Source organism: Vibrio sp. S457-15 (genome assembly GCF_000960545.1).
Classification (GTDB): Bacteria; Pseudomonadota; Gammaproteobacteria; order Enterobacterales; family Vibrionaceae; genus Vibrio; species Vibrio parahaemolyticus.
The window spans coordinates 354,393-375,007 of sequence record NZ_JYOQ01000114.1 but is presented as its reverse complement, the minus strand read 5'-3'; the positions used below and the strand labels follow the sequence as shown (position 1 = coordinate 375,007).

Genomic DNA, 20,615 nt, shown 5'->3' with positions numbered 1-20,615 from the left:
GCGCTAGTATAGTGGCATCTCGTCAGCAACAAACGGGTTGGTTTTGCGCTCGTGACCGAAGGTAGATTGAGGACCATGACCCGGTACAAATGTAACATCGTTACCTAGAGGCCAAAGTTTCTCTTTAATTGAACTAATCAACGTATTGAAGTCGCCTTGAGGGAAGTCAGTACGACCAATGCTACCGTTAAACAGGACATCACCAACAAACGCTAAACGGGCTTCTTCACTATAAAGTACTACGTGACCTGGTGTATGACCCGGCGTATGGATAACGTTCAGCTTTTGATTACCAAAAGTGACAACGTCACCCTCATTCAACCATTGATTCGGCTCAAATGCCTCAGTTAGAGGGAAACCGAACATTTTGCTTTGCCCTTCCAAACCTTGTAGCCAGAAGTTATCCGCTTTGTGCGGCCCAACGATTTCTGTTCCGCCTAACAGCGCTGATAATGGCTCAGTACCGCCAACGTGATCTAAGTGACCATGGGTCAATACCAATTTCACCACATCAACACCCAGCTCTTTGATGAGCATTGCAAGCTGTTTTTCGTCACCGCCAGGATCAACAACGATGCCTTTCATCGTTTCGTCACACCACACGATAGAACAGTTTTGAGAAAAAGAAGTCACTGGGACAACTTGGTATTTCAGAGCCATAGATAACCTATTATCGAATAAATTTGCGTGAAAACTGCCGCAACTATGACACTAACCCTAGGCGACTTCAAGACTTACGCCAGCCCTAAAATAGGCTTACCAACTGCGCACTGCACCCGTATCAATGTGGACAAAGTTACTGCCCGGATAGTATCCAACACCACCAGCCTTCAAACTGATTGCCGCATCGCGTACCGTAGACAGCTTTACACCATCGAGACGAAAATCAATTGCCTTCCCTTCCATGTGTAGACTCTTCTTAGCAACACCAGTAGAACCGCTGCGCAGGGACGCATTGGTCACAGGAGAACGGTAGCCAGAAATCACGATAACTTCGGATTCAGTACCGATGAGCTTTTGAATTTGGCTGATTTGATCGAACAGACGTTTATCCATTGGATGCACTTCATTACGGCGATGATCACGGCAGAACTCATTCAAACGCTGCAATTCTTTGCCGACGTAGCGATTGCCATCGAAGTAGCACGTCTCGAGAAGCTCACCCGTATTCAAGTTATTCATGGCTAACTCGCGTGGTTCATCCGGAAGTGAAGCCCATGAAAGTGTAGGCATTGCAGACGCCAGTACGACACCACCAGCGGTCATTTTAAGGAAATCACGGCGAGAAAAATTACGACTTACCATAAACAAAAACACTGCTCAATTACTAAACAAAGAAAGCGGACGATACCGAAACCAATTTATCTCGTCAAATGCATAAATTGGTCCGGAATATCGAAGTCGCGCTGAATTTTTTGTTTACTTATTGAACAGAAAACGATTTTTTAGAATTGTAAATTTTCTTAAATTTACGAGCCATGGCAGGCTTAGCCTTGATGGTCGTATTTGTAGATGTCATCTCGGTAATACAGCGTACCTTCTTCCAACCAAGCTGTTTGGTAGATGATGTGTACCGGAATACGCTCCCCTAGTGGCACCGAAGTCGTTGATGAACGAGCGCTTTCCCGCTTTTTCTCTAAACGCTCTTCCAAACCTTGAGTTTTGAACAGAAGCTCTGCAAGTTGATCGGCGTTTTCTACTCGAACACAACCCGAGCTAAACGCCCTTCTATCTTGTTGGAACAAGTTTTTACTTGGAGTGTCGTGTAGATATATGGCTTGTGGGTTCGGCATGTTGAACTTGTACAAACCCAACGCATTGTGCGAACCAGAAGCCTGACGCATGCGGTACGGGAAGGTTCTTGGATTAACTGTTGCCCAGTTGATCGTGGTTGGATCGATGATTTCGCGCGAGGTCCAAGAACGGATGATTTGAATGTTATGTTCCATTAAATACATCGGATTGCGTTTCACTTTTGGAATAATGTCTTTCACCATGATTTTCCAAGGCACATTCCAAGTAGGATTTAAAATCACCGAATCTAGCGTTCCAGTCATGATTGGGGTTTTTCTTGAAGCTCGACCAACCACAACTTTTGATTCAAACAGTGGCTGACCATCATGCCAGTACGTAACTTCATAACCCGGCACGTTCACAAACACGACATTGTCTCGTTCTTTCGCCCAAATACGAGAACGCTCAGCATTCAATGCCAGCAAGTGCAAACGTTGTTGAGGAGAGAAGTTGATCCAACGAATGGTGTTCGGACCAATTACGCCATCTTGGTTCAAGCCATGAATACGCTGGAACTCTTTCACCGCCAGCTCCAAATTTTCATCGTATTGCGGTATTTCTGAATCGATGTAACTGACATCCACTCCGACGATCGCCATGCGTTCGACAAGGGTTGATTTGTTTTCTATCGGATCACCGACGCGCAACAGACCTTTTTGCTCATAGAAAGGATATTGATATTGCGAGAATTCAGAAAGCGAAGCAAATACCGTATTAAATGAGGCATCCATTTGCAAAGGCGAGCGCAAGCTGGCTAAAAACTGAGCCAACTTCCCTACCGTGATCTCATTGCTCAGTACCGATAGCGTATCCACACTAGGCGCAGGAAAGCTCACATGGGCTTTATTTGCAAACAACCAGTTAACGCCTTCTTGAGGAACCTGCTCAAGATAGCTGAGGTACATAAGGAGGGAATCGGTCATCACCAAATCGAAGTCAAGGTTGTCTCCTTTCCATCTTACTTGGTTAATACGATGCAATTGGTTGTCAAACTCTTTGGAGACGTCAGCAAGCGCGACCAGCTTCATCTGAAAAATGAACTGTTCAACATCGCTCTCATTTTCCCAATTCAAACGGTAATTCGTACTTTGATAAAGTTGATCAATCACCGTTGGATAATGGATCATTTTTTCGACAGACAACTGCTCTACGGCCCCTTCTTGCTCCGTTTGGGCAGAAGCATCGAGAGAAACCACGGTAGAAAAGCTGCAAAACGGCACCATAAGTGCCGTCATTATTAAAACCCTAGCAAACACTGAAACGATCCTTGCGCTACTTGCCATAAAAAAAGTATGGCAAATATCTCACAGCTTGCAGGTTTAAAATTAAGAATCTGGTGACGAAATCGACAACAAATCTCTCAATAAGAGATCATTTATTGAACTTTTTAAATAATTCGTGACCAATGATTGTCCCATTGAACACCGCTTGCGTATGCGTTTTTGAATTGCGAAGGTCTTTGTTCAACGACTTTTCCCGCTCCAGAACTGACGCGAAACTCATCGCCGTAAATCACCACACCAGACGCATCTGGCAGTGCATTCAGCTCCACCAGCTTGCCCGTTTCTTTAGACCAAATGCCATAACAACTGCCCGGAGGTGATGTTGCTAAAATCCAATCATTGGTTGCAGCAATACTGGCTATATAGTGATTAAAGCGTGCCCATTCTTCAGGTTCTGCTTGCAGTGTTTGCATCTCTCCTCCACGCGTATGCATGGCGAGCAAAGCAGGATATTCGTCAGGTTCTCCGCGATATTGCTGGCCGCACAACACCGTTTCTGAACCATCATGCGCAAGATGACGAATGCTCAGCTTATGATCCGACAACGCAACTTGATCAAGCAACTCGCCGTTTTGCGAAAGGTAGCTCAAGCTTGGCGTCATGCTGTCCAAATTCAAAGGCTCACGGCCATTAGTATGCACTCCACCCACACCAATCGCTAACGTGCCATCGGGCATCATGATCACTTCATGAGGCCCAATGCCGAATCCCGATAACTCAGCGATTTTTCGGTATTGGTTTTGAACATCGTAAACACCGATGATACCTCGGCTAGTGCCTCTTTCGCCTTCCGTAGCGAAGAGATAAAGACCATCGTGAGAATAAACGCCGTGGCCGTAAAAATGGCGCTCCGATTTTGCCAGTTCCAACTTGAGCATTTGTTCTGTTCGATAGTCGAACACCATAAAGAAAGTGCCAGGACGTCGACCAAAAACAACTGCGTGACCATGCTGATTGGTCGCCACGCCATGTCCACGTTCAGGGATAGGTAACGTCGAAATAGGCATACCATGTTCATCAGCCACCACGGCAGCAAACTTATCTCGCCCGACAATGGAACAGCCAATCAATGCGGGCTCTCGCTTTGTTGTCGCCGCACAACCAAACGGCAACACGGGAGTTGCCGCTCCAAATAGTGCCGCTTTTAGAAGTGTTCGGCGGGTTTGATCAGTCACCATCGGTTGCATTAAACCCTATAACGACACCAAGCTCGATAGCCACCTCTTCATGGATGAGGTATTTAAGTTGTTCTAGCTTGTTGTATTGCGCGAGAACCAAACGATATCCGTCCACACTTTGTAGTGCAGAGAACAGGCTTTTATCTTCAGGCCAAGTCTCTAGAGCCATGTCAAACTGATACGCGACGCGATCCGCCAATTGCGTTTTACCTTGCGCCCTTAACAGCGCATCTAAACCTTTACCGCTCGCAAAATACAACTGATGCAAGCTTTCTAGGTTAGCTTTTAAGTTAGAGAGCGAGGTTTCTGAGCGCCAAGACTCCGAGAAGTAAGGACGAGGATGCCCTATCTTGGCTAGCGGACGGCTGAGCTTTTTCATGCTGTATTCTAGCTGGTTTGAAAGCAGCGAAATGTACTCCGATTCCCACTCTGTCTTTTGCAAAGACTTCCACGGGTTTTGAGCCCAAGAATTAGCGATGATCTGTGCTTTATCGTGCAAGTTTTCGGCAATCGCAACACCTGAGGCACATACATTGCTATTGGTGTTAAGCGTGGATGCATCATCATAAAGTAACCATTCCAACGCCCCCAAACCTTGCACAGTCACGCTTTGTGTCGAGATCTCTTCCACTGTCCAAACTTTATCGGCTTTAGTCAGCGCCGACATTTTACGCCCGGTGGTATTTTTTTTATCGGGCCAGAATTGTACGTTCCAGCTTTGCTCCAGCGCGGTCGCTGGGCCACGCTCTTGTCCTTGAAGCGCCATCCAAGCCAGCATGGTTCTGTGCCACTGTTGTTGTACTGGTTCCGCGTCATTTTTCGGCGCCGAACAAAAATCAGCAAAGCTCTGCTCTAACTGCGAAGCTTGGTTTAAAAATGACTGTGCAGCATGAAACTCCACTTCGTAAACAGCTTGAGAAATATGGCTAGTTTGCTCTGGTTGTTCATCCGATGAGCTCGTTGTCGATTGGCAACCAACTAAGCTTAGCGTTGCAACAACAGCGCCCATTAATGTTGTTTTCTTCATGGTTGCATCCTTACAGAGAGTTCAGAAACGCAATCAATGCGTCACGTTCTTTTTGGTTAAGCGATAGCACGTTTTGTTTCGCTTGTTCCGCTTCACCACCATGCCAAAGCACCGCTTCCATCAAGTTACGAGCTCGACCATCATGTAAGAAATACGTGTGACCGTTCACTTCTTCTGTGTAACCAATCCCCCAAAGTGGTGGCGTACGCCATTCACGGCCATTGGCAAGATATTCAGGTCGATGATCAGCAAGGCCCTCTCCCATGTCATGCAACAGCAGATCGGTATACGGGTGGATAAGTTGCTCTGACAGCGCAGGCCGGTCTGCTCGTTTTGTCGTTTTTACACTGGTTTTATGGCAGCTTTCGCACCCCGAAGCAGCAAAGATCTTTTGGCCCAGCTGAACATCAGGATCATTCACATTTCGACGAATCGGCACGGCTAAGTGTTGGCTGTAAAACTCTACGAAGTCGAGTATGTTTTGGCTTACTTCTGGCTTGCCGCCATTTGGCAACTCCTCACAAAGGGATTGCTTCGCCGTGCAGTTTTCATTCGGGAACAAGTGACTTGTTAGACCAACATCACCATTAAACGCGGCCGCATTTTGCTGCATCAACGTTGGTTGTCCTGCTTTCCATCCAAAACGGCCAATCGAAAAGTCTCCTTTTTCGATGTCCCAAACTTTATTCACCTTGCCTGAGATGCCATCGCTATCACGGTCATTTTCGTCTGCCCACTTAAGCAACGTTTCATCAGGAATACTTTCTAGCAAACCTAAACCAATCATAGGTGGCGCGACACGAGCGGAAAACTGCGTATCAGGGTGCATGTCCCCATAACCTAAATCGGTAATTTTCAGCGTAGGCTTTCTCAACGTCACTTTTTTGCCATCTTTAAACTCAACGGGAACGTCCGTATAAGTAATAGCAATTTTGCCCTCCGGTGTTTGGTCTTGCAGAGCAAAATCTTGCAGTTGCCCACCATACGTAGGCTCCGGAATACCGCCATCCATGATGTAAGCTTTCTTCTGCTCTAGCGTCATCGCCGGGATACTCAAACGCACCAACATAGACACAGCATGAATGTCGTCTTTTTCAGGAGGATGCCCACGGCCATCTTTTATGTGGCAATTCTGACAACCATTGGTGTTGAAAAGCGGGCCAAGGCCGTCTCTTGCATCTGTAGTCGCTGGCGCTTGCACCCATGGGTTACGGAAAAAACTATTGCCCACACTAAAATCAAGTCGCTTACTCATTGGCAAGTTCGTCGCGGGTAATGAATAGGCATTAGCACCGTCTTTTTTGACACTGGTGTTGCCACCAGACTTAACATCGTAAGCCATGGCAGAAGTCGAAAGGATCGCGGCAAAGGCGGAAAGTAGGTATGGCTTCATATCACTGCTCTTATATGAATGGATAACAACGAGCTCTAACGGCAAAAGGGCTCACGATGAGCCCTTGTTTATTATTATGTGTTCTTAAAACTCGTGGTCTGCGGTGTCTGGGCTTAGGCTATCGATGCCGACAATACCCGCTGCGCGCTCAATAGCACCGGTTTGTGCAACCAACGCCATGATGGTGTCGTTAACCAGTGCGTTGCCTTGAGCATTACCCGCGGCAATAAGTTGGTCGAAATGCTGATTGTGTTTTTCAGCAGAAGTCACCAACTCGCCAACTTGACTGCGTGTTACGTCAAATTGCTTCTGGATTTCTTCAGCGGCTTTCTTATCTTCCTGAGCAACTAGGTTTGCGATACTTGGACCAGTAAGAACCGTGCCATCTTGGCGGCTGTATGTACCCGTATAAACGTTGTAGATACCTTGCTCGTTGTAGTAATGCGAGTTGTGCGTGTTATCCGAGAAGCAATCGTGCTCGTCTTCCGTAGAGTTCGCTTCTAGCGCAACTTTCATACGCTCACCAGCTAACTCACCCAAAGACAAAGAGCCCATACCAAACAGCATTTTACGTAAACCATTCTCTGCTGAACCTGTTAGTAGCTCTTGACGGTAGTTGCCTTTTTCATCAGCAGACCACTGTTTTTCCATCCATTCAAGATCTTGAACCAGTAGATCGGCCGCGGCTTTTAAGTACTCACCGCGACGATCGCAGTGACCATTTGTACAACCAGAACCAACAACAAAGTCCGTGTAAGCACGCTTACCTGCACCTGCATTGGTGCCGTTCAGATCTTGTCCCCATAGAAGGAATTCGATCGCGTGATAGCCCGTTGCTACGTTTGCTTCTGAGCCACCTACTTCGTTCAAGCTAGCAAGTAATTCAGGAGTAATTTTTGCAACGTCAAGCTTAGACGGGCCGATCGTTAGGCTTGTGTTGGCAATGATATTTGCCGCTGCACCTTCGTTACCAAGCTCATATTGGTAGTCAGCAGCTACATAATCGATAAGACCTTCGTCAAGTGGCCAGGCATTAAGTTGACCTTCCCAATCGTCGACTACTGCGTTGCCAAAACGGAAAACTTCAGACTGTTGGTATGGCACGCGGGACTCTAGCCAAGCTTGCTTAACGTCTTCAAGCTTTGCCTCAGATGGTGCTTTTAAAAATTCATCGATTTTCACTTCCAACGTTTTTGCCGTCGTCAGTGAGTCAGCAAATACGGCATGAGCCACATCTGCATAATGTTCAACAACTTGTTGTTTTGTTACTTGAGCAGCAACGGTAGTACCACTGGCAATGAGGAGTGAAGCAGCAATAGATTGGACTAATACTGTTTTTGCATTCATCTGAAGCATCCTTGTTGAGCAATTTATTTGTTATATTCGTAGTGCTAATTATTCTTATTTGCACTTTTAGTCACGAGATAATACAAATTTACAATTTATTTGCAACTCCAGATACAAAAAAAGCCTCATCACTGTGAGGCTTTTAACATTCATAATTGACAGTTTTCTCTTTAGGATTAAACCTTTAGGTTATGTTTGCCGTGAGAAACTTTCGCTCTAAGATAGTTTTCATTACCATCTTTAATGTGCGCCGAAGTGTTGACAACTTCGGCAATCTCAATTCCGTATTCCGCTAATTCACGGATTTTCTTAGGGTTATTGGTCACAAGACGAATTTTCTTGATACCTAACGCTTCTAACATTTGTGCCGCTTCGGTGAAGTCTCTTAAATCATCATCAAAGCCTAAATGGTTGTTTGCTTCGTAAGTGTTCATCCCCTGGCTTTGCAGACGATACGCATCAATCTTGTTGTACAAACCGATACCACGGCCCTCTTGGCGAAGGTAAAGGATCACGCCGCCAGATTCGCCCATACGTTGGATCGTTTCTTCTAACTGCTCACCGCAGTCACAGCGAGATGAGTGGAAAACATCGCCAGTCAGACACTCGGAATGCATACGCACTAGCGGCGTGTCTTGCGTTTGATCCGCTTGTTTAAAAATAACTGCCACATGCTCTTTATCTGTCTTAAGGCCACGGAAAGACAGGATCTCAGCATCGATATTACTTTTAGCCCCGACTTTAAAATCTACTCTGGCACGTACTTCCGCCATATCTATACTCACTCGATTTATTGCTTGATGCGCTTGATGCGTTTTTGTTATTGCATTCATGGGATTCACTTATTGCTCTTCAACTATGGGGATTGATACCGCATTTTTCAATGTTGAGATCACAATTGGGTTGATCTTATCCCCTTCCGCAAACAAAGACGATCACTTATCTTGCTGCGCTGATGAATTGTTATAGTATAACAATTTTATAAAACTACAATAAAAAACCCCAGACAAATTTTTGCCTGGGGTTGGTAAAGGTTAGAGCATGAAAAGGAATCTTAATGAGTTTGGCTACGTTTCCAAACCGCTAATTCTATCCATACCGCTTCGAGTTCTTGAATTTCTTCGTCTGTTAGGACGGCGAGAGTTGAAGTCACTTGTGGCAGCTTCGGTGTTTGAAACGCACGAATCTGCGAATAAAAGTCCTTCTTTAACTGCAATATAACTGAATCCACTGCGTACACCTACTGTTGTTCTTTTATTACTTCTCCAGCTCAAATTTTATCGTTAGCTTTATACTGGAGGCTTCATAAATTCCAAAAAATGATAACACTCTGCTTGTTATATGCACAATTTATTTTCCATACTGGAATAATGGTCACATTAATTTCGCTTGATTAGTCGGATCGAAAATAGAGCAAAAAAGATCAAAAATATAATAGGAAAGATCCACAATAGCGCAGTTGAATAATTAAATGGAGGTTGATACAGAACAATATTTCCATATCGTTCAACCAAATAATCTTTTACCTGCTGATCAGAGCTACCTTCATTGACCATGGTATAGACCTTTAACCGAAGATCTTTAGCCGCTGGCGCATTGGACTCAATCAAATTCTGGTTTTGGCATTGTGGGCAGCGCAATGTCTTAGCGAGCGACGTTGCTCGTTGTTGCACTTCTACAGATTGAAATTCAAAAAGATCAACGTTCTGCTTAATTTCAGTCCCATTGCTCACAGGAGAATATAATGCAAGTGCAAAAACGGTAATAAATATATATTTAAATAGCGCCATTAAAATACCTAGAAAATATTGAGTTCCATTTGTCGATCGTGATTGCTCCCCGATATTTGATCAAAACCTTGCCACTTTGATCAATAAGATAAGTTTCTGGTGTACCTATAACTCCCAGGTCAACCGCTAATTCGCCATTTGGGTCACTAATCACGTCTTGATAAGGATTGTTTTTAGAGCTCAAGTAGTTTTGAGCAGCAGAGTTACTATCTCGATAATTCAAACCAATGATCGGCACTCCCGCATCCGCTATCTGCAAAAGTGTTTCATGTTCTTTCTTACAGATCCCACACCATGACGCCCACACATTCAGCAACTTATAGCTATTGTCTTGAAACAACACCTGAGTGACCTCTTTTCCAGAGATAACCGATACAGCGCTGAAATTTGGAACCATTAGCGGGCTTTCCTTTGCTTGCTCAACGTGGGAGCGGTCAGATAACGCCGCAACGACCACGACCGCAAAGACGGCAACAGCAATAAATAACCCGAATAGTTTAGGCATAGTTTTCGGTGACATTCACGGCCCTCTTTCTTTTGCGATACACAGACGTCAGTGCGCCAAACACCGCTATTAAACCGCCTGACCATATCCACCAAATCCCCGCCCGGTACTGAACTTTTATTGCATAAGCGTTTGTGCCAACTTTATCCCCCAACGTCAGATAATAGTCTCCGTGCCATAAACTCAGAATCGCGGGCTCAGTCATGTTCATTACTCGCACAGGATAATGGCGTTTTTCAGGTTGTAATGCATAGCGAGTCTGATCATCAAAGCGCAAAATGATCCTTGCTTGTTCTGCGGTGTAATTTGGCCCTATTACCCAATCCATACCTTGAAAATCGATACCAATGTTTGCTCTTTGATGTGAAACACCAGGCTCTACTCGCAAGTTGTATTGGTACGAGTATTCACTGTTGAAGACAGCTCCCACAACGGCTAAAGAAAAACCGACGTGTGCTAATACCATCTTGATTAGTGGCCCTTTATTTTCGGTATTCAGCCATAACATAATGTGCGTAGCAATAACCCAAGCTGCTAAAAATACACTCATGATTGCCCCAATACGCACGGTATCAACCGACAAGATAAAGACGGCTACGACACCTAAAGCGATAGTACTTGCGAAGGCGAATTGCCCTTTCCAGTTCGCGCACACTCCTTTTGTCCACCGCAAAATTGGCGTCATGGCTAACGCCAACAAAGCGAAAATACTAAGAGGAAATATCAAGCTATTAAAATACGGTGCACCAACAGAGATGTTTCCCAACCCTAGCAATTGATAAATCATCGGGTAGAACGTACCTAAAAAGACGATCGCCGTGGATATGACCAAAAGTCCAATGGACACACACACCATATAAGAACGACTAATCAAGGAACGTAATCTAAATGGTTTGATGGCATCTCCACGCATAATCAGTACGCCAAACGTCATCAATACTAACGCACTAAGCACAGCAAGCAGGGCTAAACCTTTGGTAGGATCCACAGCAAAAGCATGCACCGATGTCAATACGCCAGAACGTACGATAAATGTCCCGAGAATGCTTAAACTAAAGGTCGCAAACGCCAACGCGTATGTGCTCCACAACGCTCCCTGATTTTTCTTTGCTAATACTCCGCTGTGCAGGAGTGCAGTGCCGGTTAACCACGGCAATAAAGAGGCATTTTCTACTGGGTCCCAAAACCACCAACCTCCCCAGCCAAGTTCATTGTATGCCCACCAAGAGCCGACGAGGATACCAACAGTCAGGGTTCCCCAGGCAAAATACGCGGCCTTTCGCGTACAGCGGTACCATTCATTGACAGGCCGTTTGCTTAATAACGCCGCAAGTGCAAACGCCAAAATGGCGGAATAACCAACGTAACCCAAATATAAAAGTGGCGGATGAATGATCAATCCAATGTCCTGCAGCATTGGATTCAAATCACGTCCTTCTACTGCGAATGTTTTTGCGAACTCAAAAGGGTTAGACGTTGTTAACGTAAACCAAGCAAAAACGGCAATCAGGACATTCATAATGCCAAGGCAATCTGCGGTGTAGCATTGGTTAATCGGAGAACTAAGAGCAATGTATGATGCCCATAAACTGAGCGTCACGACCCAAAACAGCATGGAGCCTTGGTGTCCACCCCATGCCGCTGCAACCTTGTAAGCGGTTGGCAATTGGCTGTTGGAATGAGTGACCACATATTCAAGAGCAAAATTGTCTTGGATAAAACAGACAATCAGCAGTAATAGACAAACTACAGAGGCCAAACTGATGAGATGTGAGGTCGCAAGTTGGTGTTCTAACATAATGGGCTTAGCCGCTGCACGGCGATACCAATGCAGTACAGCGGTACAACTCGCCCCCATTGCGACGAAAATCAGTAAGAAGAACCCTAGTTCAGCCTCCATTGTTCCTCCTTAAACAACGGTCATTTGACCAGCATAGAGTATGAATGTACGCAGCATCAGCACGCCGACCAAACTCAATGTCGTCACGACAAAGACGTAACTACCTTTATGGCGAACTTCAGAAGGCATTAACCAGTTCAATGTTAGCGGCATCAACATACCAATCAACACAACACCAACCCAGAACCACTGCGCCCAAAAGCCGTTGGATATTGCATTCCAAGCTGCGACTTCGTTTTGTCCCCCGCTGAAAATCAGGCCAGTAAAGAACGTTACTAAAACGAACAACTCGAATAATACAACCGGACGTTCAAAGCCATGCACCCATGAAACACTAGGGCTGGATGTCGGCTCTTTAAACACTAAGATTCCGAACATCAAACATGCCGCTGCGCCTGAAGAAAGGCTTGAGAATAGGAACAAAATCGGCAACACCGGATTGTTGAGCATCGGGTAGGTTTTAAGTGCCGATAGTAGGAAGCCAGTATATGCCGCCAGAACTATCGCCAAGAACCCCAAGAACAACTCGATGACATTACTCACCTTTCCAGCCTTGATCAAAAAGCCATCCACAAAGTCGAGTAACCCGCTCGGTAATTTGCCTTCACAAAAGCTGATGATTTGATGGCGAAAGATCACGCCAATCCAAACAAACAACACAACCATGTAGACTTGAAACAAGACAACACCCATCGACATCACCGACGTCGGGTTGTAGTAAATCATGATTTTCCAAAACTGGAGTGGCTTAGTTAAATGGAAAATCAAAATCACCAAACCGGAAATGATGCCAAATGGCGCGAGCCAAGCCATCGCTTTCATAATGCCATTGTTCGCCGGATCACCCTCAATGACTTTGCGTTTAAGATAGATAGAAATCATCACTGCGCCAGCAGACATCCCAGCTAAGAATAGGTAAATCGCGATGATCCAATCCCAAACTAATGAATCAAAGTGGAAAGCACTTTCAAAACCGTTCATGATGACACCTCCCCTTTGTTATGCGGAATTTTAAACAGCTTAGGTTGCGTTCCTAAATGTGACTTATCGCGATACACAAGATGGTTATCAATGACTTTGCTGACCTCGCTATGTGGATCATTCAAATCACCAAATATCAACGCGTTTGTCGGGCAAGATTCCACGCAAGCTGGCTGCTTACCTTGTACTAGTTTGGTATCACGGCAGAAGTTACATTTGTCTGCAGAATGGTCAACAGGGTTGAAAAAGCGCACTTGATAAGGACAAGCCGCCAAACAATAGCCACAGCCGACGCATCGCTCTTTGTGCACATCAACTATCCCCGTAGCTTCATCCTTGTACGCAGCACCCGTAGGGCAAACATACACACATGGTGGATTATCACAGTGCTGACAAGATTCACGCGTAAACTGGTACTCAACATCAGGAAATTCTCCAATGGGTTCACTGCGATGAATTTTTAGGCGGGTCACCCCTTCTGGCACTTTATTCACTTCGCGGCATGCTTCAGTACACGCAGTACATCCTATACACGCATTTTCATCATGCACCATGCCAAAACGTTTGGTTTGCTCGCTATCACTGGCATAAAGAGAAGCACTAACAACAGAGGTGCCAGCAACGCCAGTGGTCAAAATCAATGCGCCGCTACTGGCTAAAAAATTTCGTCTTGAACACTTCATGCTATCTCTCCTCGTCTTTTTCAAGTTCAGGTTCAGCAGCAAACTGAGAGTGGCAATCGACACATTGCTTGATGAGCTGTTTTCTGTCGTAAGAAAGCGCTTTCGTTTTGGCAGCGTGAACATCGTGACAATTTGAACAGGTCAAATTTTTAGCATGGACATCATGCGTCCAATTACTTTCTCTCAACTGAGTTGGAGCGTGGCAATCTACACACTGGCTATTCGCTTTGAGAATGGTGCTTGGATCAAGAAAAACCTTGTCATGCACTGCTTTTGATTGCGCAGCAGCAAACTTGATCACATCAGGAGCCCCTTCACGGTGATCAGGCCCGATATTGCTGTGACAGTTTGTGCAGTTAAGTGTTTTACCTTGGCTAAGCAGCGCTTCTGGCTCATGCGACAAATTCAGAGTTTCTTTGGCATCCTTATGACATTGAAGACATTTGTAGTCTCGGTCACGAATCAGCTCAACTTGATGGCGAGTGTTTTGTGCACCCTCAACAGGCTCTGATGAAATCGCATGGGCGGAGATAGAAAAACCATAGATGGCAAAGGCGAAGAGAAATTTCAGCATTGTCACTATGGTCAATTTTATATTGCCCATATTTTCTTTCCTTAGCTCTAAAATAATTGATAACTGTTCTCAACTATTTAATGGAGCGACAATTAATTTCTTCTGAAGATATTTTTATATCTTCAAATGACATCAATTCTTATTTTGGAAAGCCACAACGCTAAACCTATATTCATAATACCCCTATTATTCCTAAGAGGTAGAAGGTACTGTTCAAAAAGCGAACTTAATCACCTTATTTATAAAATGGTTATACCTCTAACCTACTGTCAATAAAAGGGATTAAATTCTACCACTTTAGAGGTATATGAAATTAAACATGATTAAGATCACTAGTGTAAATTGATCTAAAGCAAGACTCATCCCGCTCACTATTTCATCTCTTTATTTACACAATAATATTATTTGTAGATCTCCGATTCTTATTTGGAATAGCTTCTCACAACGCTGCTAATAAAAACGAATATGGAGATAACACCGTGAGCATAAAACACTGGATGAGCGCACCTATCGCGGTTGCGACCTTATTCGCTAGCCAATTATTGTTGGCCGGCTCTGTGTTGGCGGCAGAAAACAACGATCGACTTGATCCTCGTAATGACGCCTTCGAACAAAAACATCCTGACCAATATCATTCTTGGAAGGCAACATCAGAAAGTAAACATATTGAAGACGCTCTAAGTGAAGACCCAAATATGGTGATTCTTTGGGCTGGCTACGGATTTGCTAAAGATTACAACAAGGCTCGAGGTCACTTTTATGCGCTCGACGATGTAAGGCAAACCTTAAGGACAGGCGCACCAGCAGATGAAAACTCCGGGCCAATGCCAATGGCGTGTTGGAGTTGTAAAAGTCCTGATGTCGCTCGCGTGATAGAAGAGCGTGGCGAGGATGGCTACTTCTCTGGTAAATGGGCACGTCTAGGCTCAGAAATCGTCAATCCTATCGGATGTTCTGATTGTCACGACACTCGCTCAGAAAAATTCAACCAAGGCGAGCCAGAACTAGCACTAACCAGACCTTATGTTGAGCGAGCATTCGATGTAATTGGAAAAAACTTTGATGATCAGTCGCGCCTTGATAAACAAGCGTCTGTGTGTGCTCAGTGCCATGTCGAATACTACTTTACAGGACCAACGAAAGCGGTGAAGTTCCCTTGGGATATGGGTACGACTGTCGGTGACATGGAGAAGTATTACGATGCGTTGGACTTTAAAGATTGGACTCACGCCGTTTCTAAAGCACCGATGCTAAAAGCACAGCACCCTGGCTTCGAGACTTGGCGTGAAGGGATTCACGGCAAAAACAAAGTGGTTTGCGTCGACTGCCATATGCCGAAGGTGACAAAAGAAGATGGTACCGTTTATACCGATCATAAAGTAGGCAATCCTTTCGACCGCTTCGAAGACACATGTGCGCAGTGCCATACTCAAACCAAAGAGCAGCTACGTAACATCGTGTCTTCACGTAAAGCGCAGGTGTTGAACATGAAATTAACCGCCGAGAAGCAAATTGTCGCGGCGCATTTTGAAGCTGGAGAAGCATGGAAAGCAGGAGCAACGGAAGAAGAAATGAAGCCGATTCTCCAAGATATTCGCCATGCGCAATGGCGTTGGGATTATGCGATCGCCTCTCACGGTGTTCACATGCACGCACCAGAAGTGGCGCTGGAAGTTCTCGGTACCGCAGTTGATCGCGCCGCCGATGCTCGTACTAAATTGGTACGCTTACTGGCAACAAAAGGCATTACTAAACCTGTTCAAATTCCAGATATCTCGACCAAAGCAAAAGCCCAAGAAGCTTTAGGAATGGATATGGAAAAAATGAACGCGGATAAAAAGCACTTCTTAGACACCGTTGTGCCAGATTGGGATAAAGCAGCGGCCGAACGAGAAGCAACCTATTAGTCAAATCGAAAATAGGATTCAACACCTATGATGCAACAACAAAGGGCGCGTTCTGCGCCCTTTGTTTTCATCAGTTCATTCTAGTCGAGGTACATCATCAAAATGCAAGTAAACCATTAACGTCGACGAATTCTTGGCACCGGTTGGATGTTTGGTCGAGTCTGAGGTCTCTGAATATTTGGCTTGGTAATCGGACGCGGCACGTTATGCGCGGGTAATGGCTGTGTCTTCAATGTTGATTCTGGCAACGTCGTTTGTTTTGGTAACGTTTTTGTTTCTACACGTTGGGGACGCTCGTGCCATTTTGCTTGAATCGCTTGTTTTTGTTCATCCGGCAACGTTTGCCAGTGGTTATCCAGTTGTCGCTTCATGTTATCGAAGTTGGCGTTCATATCGCCATCTTTCCAATCTTCAACTTTGTCTTTGATTGACTGTTGTTGATCGTCGTCGAGACCATTCCACCATGCCTCGAGCTTTTCTCGATGGTCATGTCCGTTATCACAGCAACCCGGATAATAGTAAATCCAATAGTCATCGTGACCATACCACCAAGGGTCGTAATACCCACTCGAATAATAGACAGATGAAGAACCAGTTGAAGGAGACGAGCATCCCACCAGCACTGTACCGCACAACAATACCAACAAACCCGCTTCTAGCTTCTTCATGCCGACTCTCCTCTTTACTCTACATTGTATGCTTACATCAGCTTTTTCGCTTTGTTGATGGACTCGATGATCGTCACTCTGTCTAAATTAGGGTCATTGGAATCTAGGAGTAGCACCCAAGTATCGATGGCTTCTTGAAAGCGGAAAGAAATGAAGTGATCGTTCGCTATCAACGACAATGCGGCTTCATTATAAGGTTCAAGTTGCAACGCCTGTTCTAATAGTAAACTGACTTCATCAGTCATCGCTTGTTTATGCAGGTAGTATAATGTTGTCGCCTTAGCGGCAAGTTGCGTCGCGGTTACGTTGTCAGTGAGTTGGAGTGTGTAGTCGAAACAAATCAACGCGGCATCAAATTCTCCCACCAGCAGATAACCTTGACCTAACTGAAACCAAAGCTCATCGTTATTCGGCTCTTGTTTTAACTGTTGCTGTATTTCATCCATGATGTCTCGCGAGGTCATCATTCGAGCTATCTCCGCTTGGATAGGTTTCGGTGGGGTTTGCTTCAACAACAAGTAGCCAGCGCTAGTGAGTGCTAACACCATCAAACAAAAGCCAAACCACTGCGTAGGCTTAACTTTAGAAGCGCTAAGTGACAAAACGACGATAAAAAGCCCCATCAAAGTGATGGCAATGAAGAACCATAAAGACATAGCGATACCCGTGAGTAAACATAAGTTTAGTGTACTGGTTTGGTTGAAAGATTGCGTTGATGAAGATACAAAAAAGCCGAGCATCTTGCTCGGCTTTCATATTTAGCGATGAAGGAGAAGATTACTCTTCTTTGCCCTCTTCCGCGTCGTCTGCTGCTGGCGCTTCAGGAGCTTGCTGTTCTGCATTCGCTTCTGTTGTTTCTGCTTCTTCGCCTTCTGGCAATTCCACTTCTTCAACTTCATCGATACGTTGTAGACCAACAACTGACTCATCTTCTGCTGTACGGATCAGCGTTACACCTTGAGTGTTACGGCCTACTTGGCTAACTTCTGCTACACGTGTACGAACCAGAGTACCAGCGTCGGTGATCATCATCATCTCGTCGCCTTCTTCTACTTGCACTGCGCCAACTACTGGGCCATTACGCTCAGAAACCTTGATAGACACAACGCCCTGAGTTGCACGACCTTTCGTTGGGTATTCAGCCAGTTCGGTACGTTTACCGTAACCGTTTTGAGTAACCGTTAGGATGTCGCCTTCGTTAGACGGAACGATTAGTGAAACCACTTGGTCGTCGTCAGCCAGCTTCATACCACGGACACCTGCCGCTGTACGACCCATTGCACGTACTTTGTCCTCGCTAAAGCGAACAACTTTACCTGCTTTAGAGAACAACATGATGTCGCTTGAACCCGTTGTGATATCAACGCCGATTAGAGAATCGTCATCACGTAGGTTCACCGCAATTAGACCGTTTGAACGTACGTTCGCAAACTGGTCTAGAGAAGTCTTCTTAACGGTACCGTCGCCAGTTGCCATGAAGATGAACTTGTCTGCTGAGAACTCATCGACAGGAAGAATTGCAGTAATACGCTCGCCATCTTCTAGTGGAAGGATGTTCACGATCGGTTTACCACGTGCAGTACGGCTCGCCAATGGCAATTGGTAAACTTTCAGACGGTAAGTCTTACCGCGAGTAGAGAAACATAGAATGTTGTCGTGGGTATTCGCCACTAGAAGACGTTCAATGTAGTCTTCATCTTTCATTCGAGTTGCACTCTTACCTTTACCACCACGGCGCTGTGCTTCGTAGTCGCTTAGAATTTGGTACTTAACGTAACCTTCGTGAGATAGAGTTACGACTACGTCTTCACGAGCAATCAGCTCTTCCATGTCGATGTCATGGCTAGCTGCTGTGATTTCAGTACGGCGTGCATCAGCAAATCCGTCACGAACTGCTTCTAGTTCTTCACGGATCACTTCCATCAAACGCTCAGTGCTTGCAAGAATGTGCATTAACTCAGCGATTTCTTCTAGAAGCTCTTTGTATTCAGCAAGAATCTTCTCGTGTTCTAGACCGGTCAATTTATGTAGACGCAGATCTAGAATTGCTTGCGCTTGTTGTTCAGTCAGGAAGTATTGGCCGTCGCGGATACCGTATTGAGGCTCTAGCCATTCTGGGCGAGCCGCATCAGTACCAGCACGCTCAAGCATTGCTGCTACGTTACCTAGATCCCAACCACGAGCAATAAGACCAGCTTTTGCTTCAGCAGGAGTCGGCGCTTTACGAATTAGGTCGATGATTTCATCGATGTTCGCTAGAGCAAGTGCAAGACCTTCAAGAATGTGCGCACGCTCACGAGCTTTACGCAATTCGAAGATAGTACGGCGAGTCACGACTTCACGACGGTGATCCACAAAGCACTTCAACATATCTTTCAGGTTGAATAGCTGTGGCTGACCATTGTTCAACGCAACCATGTTGATACCGAAAGTCGTTTGTAGCTGAGTTTGAGCGTAAAGGTTGTTAAGAACCACTTCGCCTACTGCATCACGCTTACATTCAATAACGATACGCATACCATCTTTGTCAGATTCGTCACGTAGCGCACTGATGCCTTCAACTTTCTTATCTTTAACAAGTTCAGCAATCTTCTCGATCAGACGAGCTTTGTTCACTTGGTAAGGAATTTCGGTAACGATGATGGTTTCTTTACCGTTTTTCTCTGTTTCGATTTCCGCTTTTGAACGCATGTAGATCTTACCGCGACCTGTTTTGTACGCGTCTACAATGCCTTTACGACCGCTGATAAGCGCCGCAGTTGGGAAATCTGGACCAGGGATGTAATCCATTAGTTCATCAATAGTGATTTCTTCATTATTGATGTATGCAAGACAGCCATCGATCACTTCGCCAAGGTTATGTGGCGGGATGTTGGTTGCCATACCTACCGCGATACCAGAAGCACCGTTTACCAATAGGTTTGGAATTTTGGTTGGAAGAACCGCTGGAATCTGTTCTGTACCATCATAGTTAGGTACGTAGTCTACGGTTTCTTTGTCTAGGTCAGCCAAAAGTTCGTGGGCAATTTTTGCCATACGTACTTCGGTGTAACGCATTGCCGCAGCAGAGTCGCCATCGATTGAGCCAAAGTTACCTTGACCATCGACCAGCATGTAACGAAGTGAGAACGGCTGAGCCATACGTACGATTGTGTCGTACACAGCACTATCACCGTGTGGGTGATATTTACCGATTACGTCGCCGACAACACGGGCTGATTTTTTATATGGTTTGTTCCAATCGTTGCCTAGTACGTTCATCGCGAATAAAACGCGGCGGTGTACTGGTTTTAGGCCATCACGCACATCTGGAAGAGCACGACCCACGATAACTGACATCGCGTAGTCTAGGTATGAACCTCTAAGCTCATCTTCAATGTTTACGGGCGTGATCTCTTTAGCTAAATCGCTCATAGAGCCATTATCCCTCTATTTTCTGATCGTAATTACGATACGTGTAAGGTGCAAAAATATAACACACAATTCATCACTGGGGCATCACTTTCCCGCTCGTTTTATCAGGTTGTGAGCTTCGTTATGAGTTAAATGAAGAGAAATTGCACATTCATCCCATATCTTTCTGAA

19 protein-coding genes are annotated in these 20,615 nt (G+C 45.2%); 1 reads left to right on the top strand and 18 read right to left on the bottom strand.

Annotated features, from left to right (window positions below; all coding sequences use genetic code 11):
• Nucleotides 1–3 precede the first annotated feature (3 nt).
• The 15 genes from UF05_RS10655 to nrfB form a co-directional block, all read right to left on the bottom strand.
• Nucleotides 4–660, bottom strand: coding sequence for an MBL fold metallo-hydrolase (locus UF05_RS10655; RefSeq protein WP_005457830.1), 657 nt, complete (start codon nucleotides 658–660; stop codon nucleotides 4–6).
• Between the two features lie 96 nt (nucleotides 661–756).
• Complete coding sequence (locus UF05_RS10650) at nucleotides 757–1,305, bottom strand: DUF882 domain-containing protein (RefSeq protein WP_045545772.1); 549 nt, start codon at nucleotides 1,303–1,305, stop codon at nucleotides 757–759.
• A gap of 182 nt (nucleotides 1,306–1,487) precedes the next feature.
• Nucleotides 1,488–3,029 carry a L,D-transpeptidase family protein gene (locus UF05_RS10645; protein ID WP_231640437.1) on the bottom strand — a complete coding sequence of 514 codons (1,542 nt, stop codon included), beginning with the start codon at nucleotides 3,027–3,029 and terminating at the stop codon, nucleotides 1,488–1,490.
• A 152-nt stretch (nucleotides 3,030–3,181) separates the two neighbouring features.
• On the bottom strand, nucleotides 3,182–4,264 hold the full coding sequence (locus tag UF05_RS10640; protein WP_045545770.1) for a DUF1513 domain-containing protein: 1,083 nt from the start codon (nucleotides 4,262–4,264) through the stop codon (nucleotides 3,182–3,184).
• On the bottom strand, nucleotides 4,245–5,282 hold the full coding sequence (locus UF05_RS10635) for an imelysin family protein (RefSeq protein ID WP_045545769.1): 1,038 nt from the start codon (nucleotides 5,280–5,282) through the stop codon (nucleotides 4,245–4,247). Before UF05_RS10635 ends, UF05_RS10640 begins: the two co-directional genes overlap by 20 nt.
• Before the next feature lie 10 nt (nucleotides 5,283–5,292).
• Nucleotides 5,293–6,675 carry a di-heme oxidoreductase family protein gene (locus UF05_RS10630; protein WP_045545768.1) on the bottom strand — a complete coding sequence of 461 codons (1,383 nt, stop codon included), beginning with the start codon at nucleotides 6,673–6,675 and terminating at the stop codon, nucleotides 5,293–5,295.
• A gap of 84 nt (nucleotides 6,676–6,759) precedes the next feature.
• Nucleotides 6,760–8,022 (bottom strand): imelysin family protein, encoded by a 1,263-nt coding sequence (locus UF05_RS10625; protein WP_031818594.1) that lies wholly within the window; start codon nucleotides 8,020–8,022, stop codon nucleotides 6,760–6,762.
• Nucleotides 8,023–8,198: 176 nt separating this feature from the next.
• The gene (locus tag UF05_RS10620) at nucleotides 8,199–8,855 is read right to left on the bottom strand and encodes a GTP cyclohydrolase II (RefSeq protein WP_228070142.1); all 657 of its coding nucleotides are present in this window, start codon (nucleotides 8,853–8,855) and stop codon (nucleotides 8,199–8,201) included.
• Nucleotides 8,856–9,076: 221 nt separating this feature from the next.
• Complete coding sequence (locus tag UF05_RS10615; RefSeq protein WP_005483239.1) at nucleotides 9,077–9,253, bottom strand: hypothetical protein; 177 nt, start codon at nucleotides 9,251–9,253, stop codon at nucleotides 9,077–9,079.
• Nucleotides 9,254–9,401: 148 nt separating this feature from the next.
• The gene (gene nrfF, locus UF05_RS10610) at nucleotides 9,402–9,812 is read right to left on the bottom strand and encodes a heme lyase NrfEFG subunit NrfF (RefSeq protein ID WP_025631577.1); all 411 of its coding nucleotides are present in this window, start codon (nucleotides 9,810–9,812) and stop codon (nucleotides 9,402–9,404) included.
• Nucleotides 9,799–10,332, bottom strand: coding sequence for a DsbE family thiol:disulfide interchange protein (locus UF05_RS10605; RefSeq protein WP_025631576.1), 534 nt, complete (start codon nucleotides 10,330–10,332; stop codon nucleotides 9,799–9,801). Before UF05_RS10605 ends, nrfF begins: the two co-directional genes overlap by 14 nt.
• The gene (locus UF05_RS10600; RefSeq protein ID WP_045545767.1) at nucleotides 10,310–12,217 is read right to left on the bottom strand and encodes a heme lyase CcmF/NrfE family subunit; all 1,908 of its coding nucleotides are present in this window, start codon (nucleotides 12,215–12,217) and stop codon (nucleotides 10,310–10,312) included. Before UF05_RS10600 ends, UF05_RS10605 begins: the two co-directional genes overlap by 23 nt.
• Before the next feature lie 9 nt (nucleotides 12,218–12,226).
• Nucleotides 12,227–13,198, bottom strand: a complete 972-nt coding sequence (gene nrfD / locus UF05_RS10595) for a cytochrome c nitrite reductase subunit NrfD (RefSeq protein ID WP_025631574.1) — start codon at nucleotides 13,196–13,198, stop codon at nucleotides 12,227–12,229.
• On the bottom strand, nucleotides 13,195–13,881 hold the full coding sequence (gene nrfC, locus UF05_RS10590) for a cytochrome c nitrite reductase Fe-S protein (protein ID WP_045545766.1): 687 nt from the start codon (nucleotides 13,879–13,881) through the stop codon (nucleotides 13,195–13,197). Before nrfC ends, nrfD begins: the two co-directional genes overlap by 4 nt.
• A 1-nt stretch (nucleotide 13,882) precedes the next feature.
• On the bottom strand, nucleotides 13,883–14,485 hold the full coding sequence (gene nrfB / locus UF05_RS10585; protein ID WP_045545765.1) for a cytochrome c nitrite reductase pentaheme subunit: 603 nt from the start codon (nucleotides 14,483–14,485) through the stop codon (nucleotides 13,883–13,885).
• Between the two features lie 467 nt (nucleotides 14,486–14,952).
• On the opposite strand from nrfB, the gene nrfA reads away from it, so the two are divergent.
• Nucleotides 14,953–16,362 carry an ammonia-forming nitrite reductase cytochrome c552 subunit gene (gene nrfA / locus UF05_RS10580; RefSeq protein WP_374011523.1) on the top strand — a complete coding sequence of 470 codons (1,410 nt, stop codon included), beginning with the start codon at nucleotides 14,953–14,955 and terminating at the stop codon, nucleotides 16,360–16,362.
• A gap of 116 nt (nucleotides 16,363–16,478) precedes the next feature.
• On the opposite strand, the gene UF05_RS10575 is transcribed toward nrfA, so the two are convergent.
• The 3 genes from UF05_RS10575 to gyrA form a co-directional block, all read right to left on the bottom strand.
• A complete protein-coding gene (locus tag UF05_RS10575; RefSeq protein ID WP_025507708.1) occupies nucleotides 16,479–17,030 on the bottom strand; it encodes a hypothetical protein in 552 nt (183 codons plus the stop codon).
• A 32-nt stretch (nucleotides 17,031–17,062) separates the two neighbouring features.
• Nucleotides 17,063–17,686: a TPR domain-containing protein gene (locus tag UF05_RS10570; RefSeq protein WP_045545789.1), complete on the bottom strand. Its 624-nt coding sequence runs from the start codon at nucleotides 17,684–17,686 to the stop codon at nucleotides 17,063–17,065.
• Nucleotides 17,687–17,807: 121 nt separating this feature from the next.
• Complete coding sequence (gyrA, locus tag UF05_RS10565) at nucleotides 17,808–20,444, bottom strand: DNA topoisomerase (ATP-hydrolyzing) subunit A (protein WP_005494728.1); 2,637 nt, start codon at nucleotides 20,442–20,444, stop codon at nucleotides 17,808–17,810.
• Between the last annotated feature and the right edge of the window lie 171 nt (nucleotides 20,445–20,615).

Coding starts and splice junctions, on each gene's coding strand:
- UF05_RS10570 (WP_045545789.1), bottom strand. CDS start 17,686: ATGTCTTTATGGTTCTTCATTGCCATCACTTTGATGGGGCTTTTTATC.
- UF05_RS10625 (WP_031818594.1), bottom strand. CDS start 8,022: ATGAATGCAAAAACAGTATTAGTCCAATCTATTGCTGCTTCACTCCTC.
- UF05_RS10640 (WP_045545770.1), bottom strand. CDS start 4,264: ATGCAACCGATGGTGACTGATCAAACCCGCCGAACACTTCTAAAAGCG.
- nrfD (WP_025631574.1), bottom strand. CDS start 13,198: ATGAACGGTTTTGAAAGTGCTTTCCACTTTGATTCATTAGTTTGGGAT.
- UF05_RS10635 (WP_045545769.1), bottom strand. CDS start 5,282: ATGAAGAAAACAACATTAATGGGCGCTGTTGTTGCAACGCTAAGCTTA.
- gyrA (WP_005494728.1), bottom strand. CDS start 20,444: ATGAGCGATTTAGCTAAAGAGATCACGCCCGTAAACATTGAAGATGAG.
- UF05_RS10645 (WP_231640437.1), bottom strand. CDS start 3,029: ATGACGGCACTTATGGTGCCGTTTTGCAGCTTTTCTACCGTGGTTTCT.
- UF05_RS10655 (WP_005457830.1), bottom strand. CDS start 660: ATGGCTCTGAAATACCAAGTTGTCCCAGTGACTTCTTTTTCTCAAAAC.
- UF05_RS10620 (WP_228070142.1), bottom strand. CDS start 8,855: ATGAATGCAATAACAAAAACGCATCAAGCGCATCAAGCAATAAATCGA.
- nrfB (WP_045545765.1), bottom strand. CDS start 14,485: ATGGGCAATATAAAATTGACCATAGTGACAATGCTGAAATTTCTCTTC.
- UF05_RS10600 (WP_045545767.1), bottom strand. CDS start 12,217: ATGGAGGCTGAACTAGGGTTCTTCTTACTGATTTTCGTCGCAATGGGG.
- nrfC (WP_045545766.1), bottom strand. CDS start 13,881: ATGAAGTGTTCAAGACGAAATTTTTTAGCCAGTAGCGGCGCATTGATT.
- UF05_RS10650 (WP_045545772.1), bottom strand. CDS start 1,305: ATGGTAAGTCGTAATTTTTCTCGCCGTGATTTCCTTAAAATGACCGCT.
- nrfF (WP_025631577.1), bottom strand. CDS start 9,812: ATGGCGCTATTTAAATATATATTTATTACCGTTTTTGCACTTGCATTA.
- UF05_RS10630 (WP_045545768.1), bottom strand. CDS start 6,675: ATGAAGCCATACCTACTTTCCGCCTTTGCCGCGATCCTTTCGACTTCT.
- UF05_RS10575 (WP_025507708.1), bottom strand. CDS start 17,030: ATGAAGAAGCTAGAAGCGGGTTTGTTGGTATTGTTGTGCGGTACAGTG.
- UF05_RS10605 (WP_025631576.1), bottom strand. CDS start 10,332: ATGTCACCGAAAACTATGCCTAAACTATTCGGGTTATTTATTGCTGTT.
- nrfA (WP_374011523.1), top strand. CDS start 14,953: ATGAGCGCACCTATCGCGGTTGCGACCTTATTCGCTAGCCAATTATTG.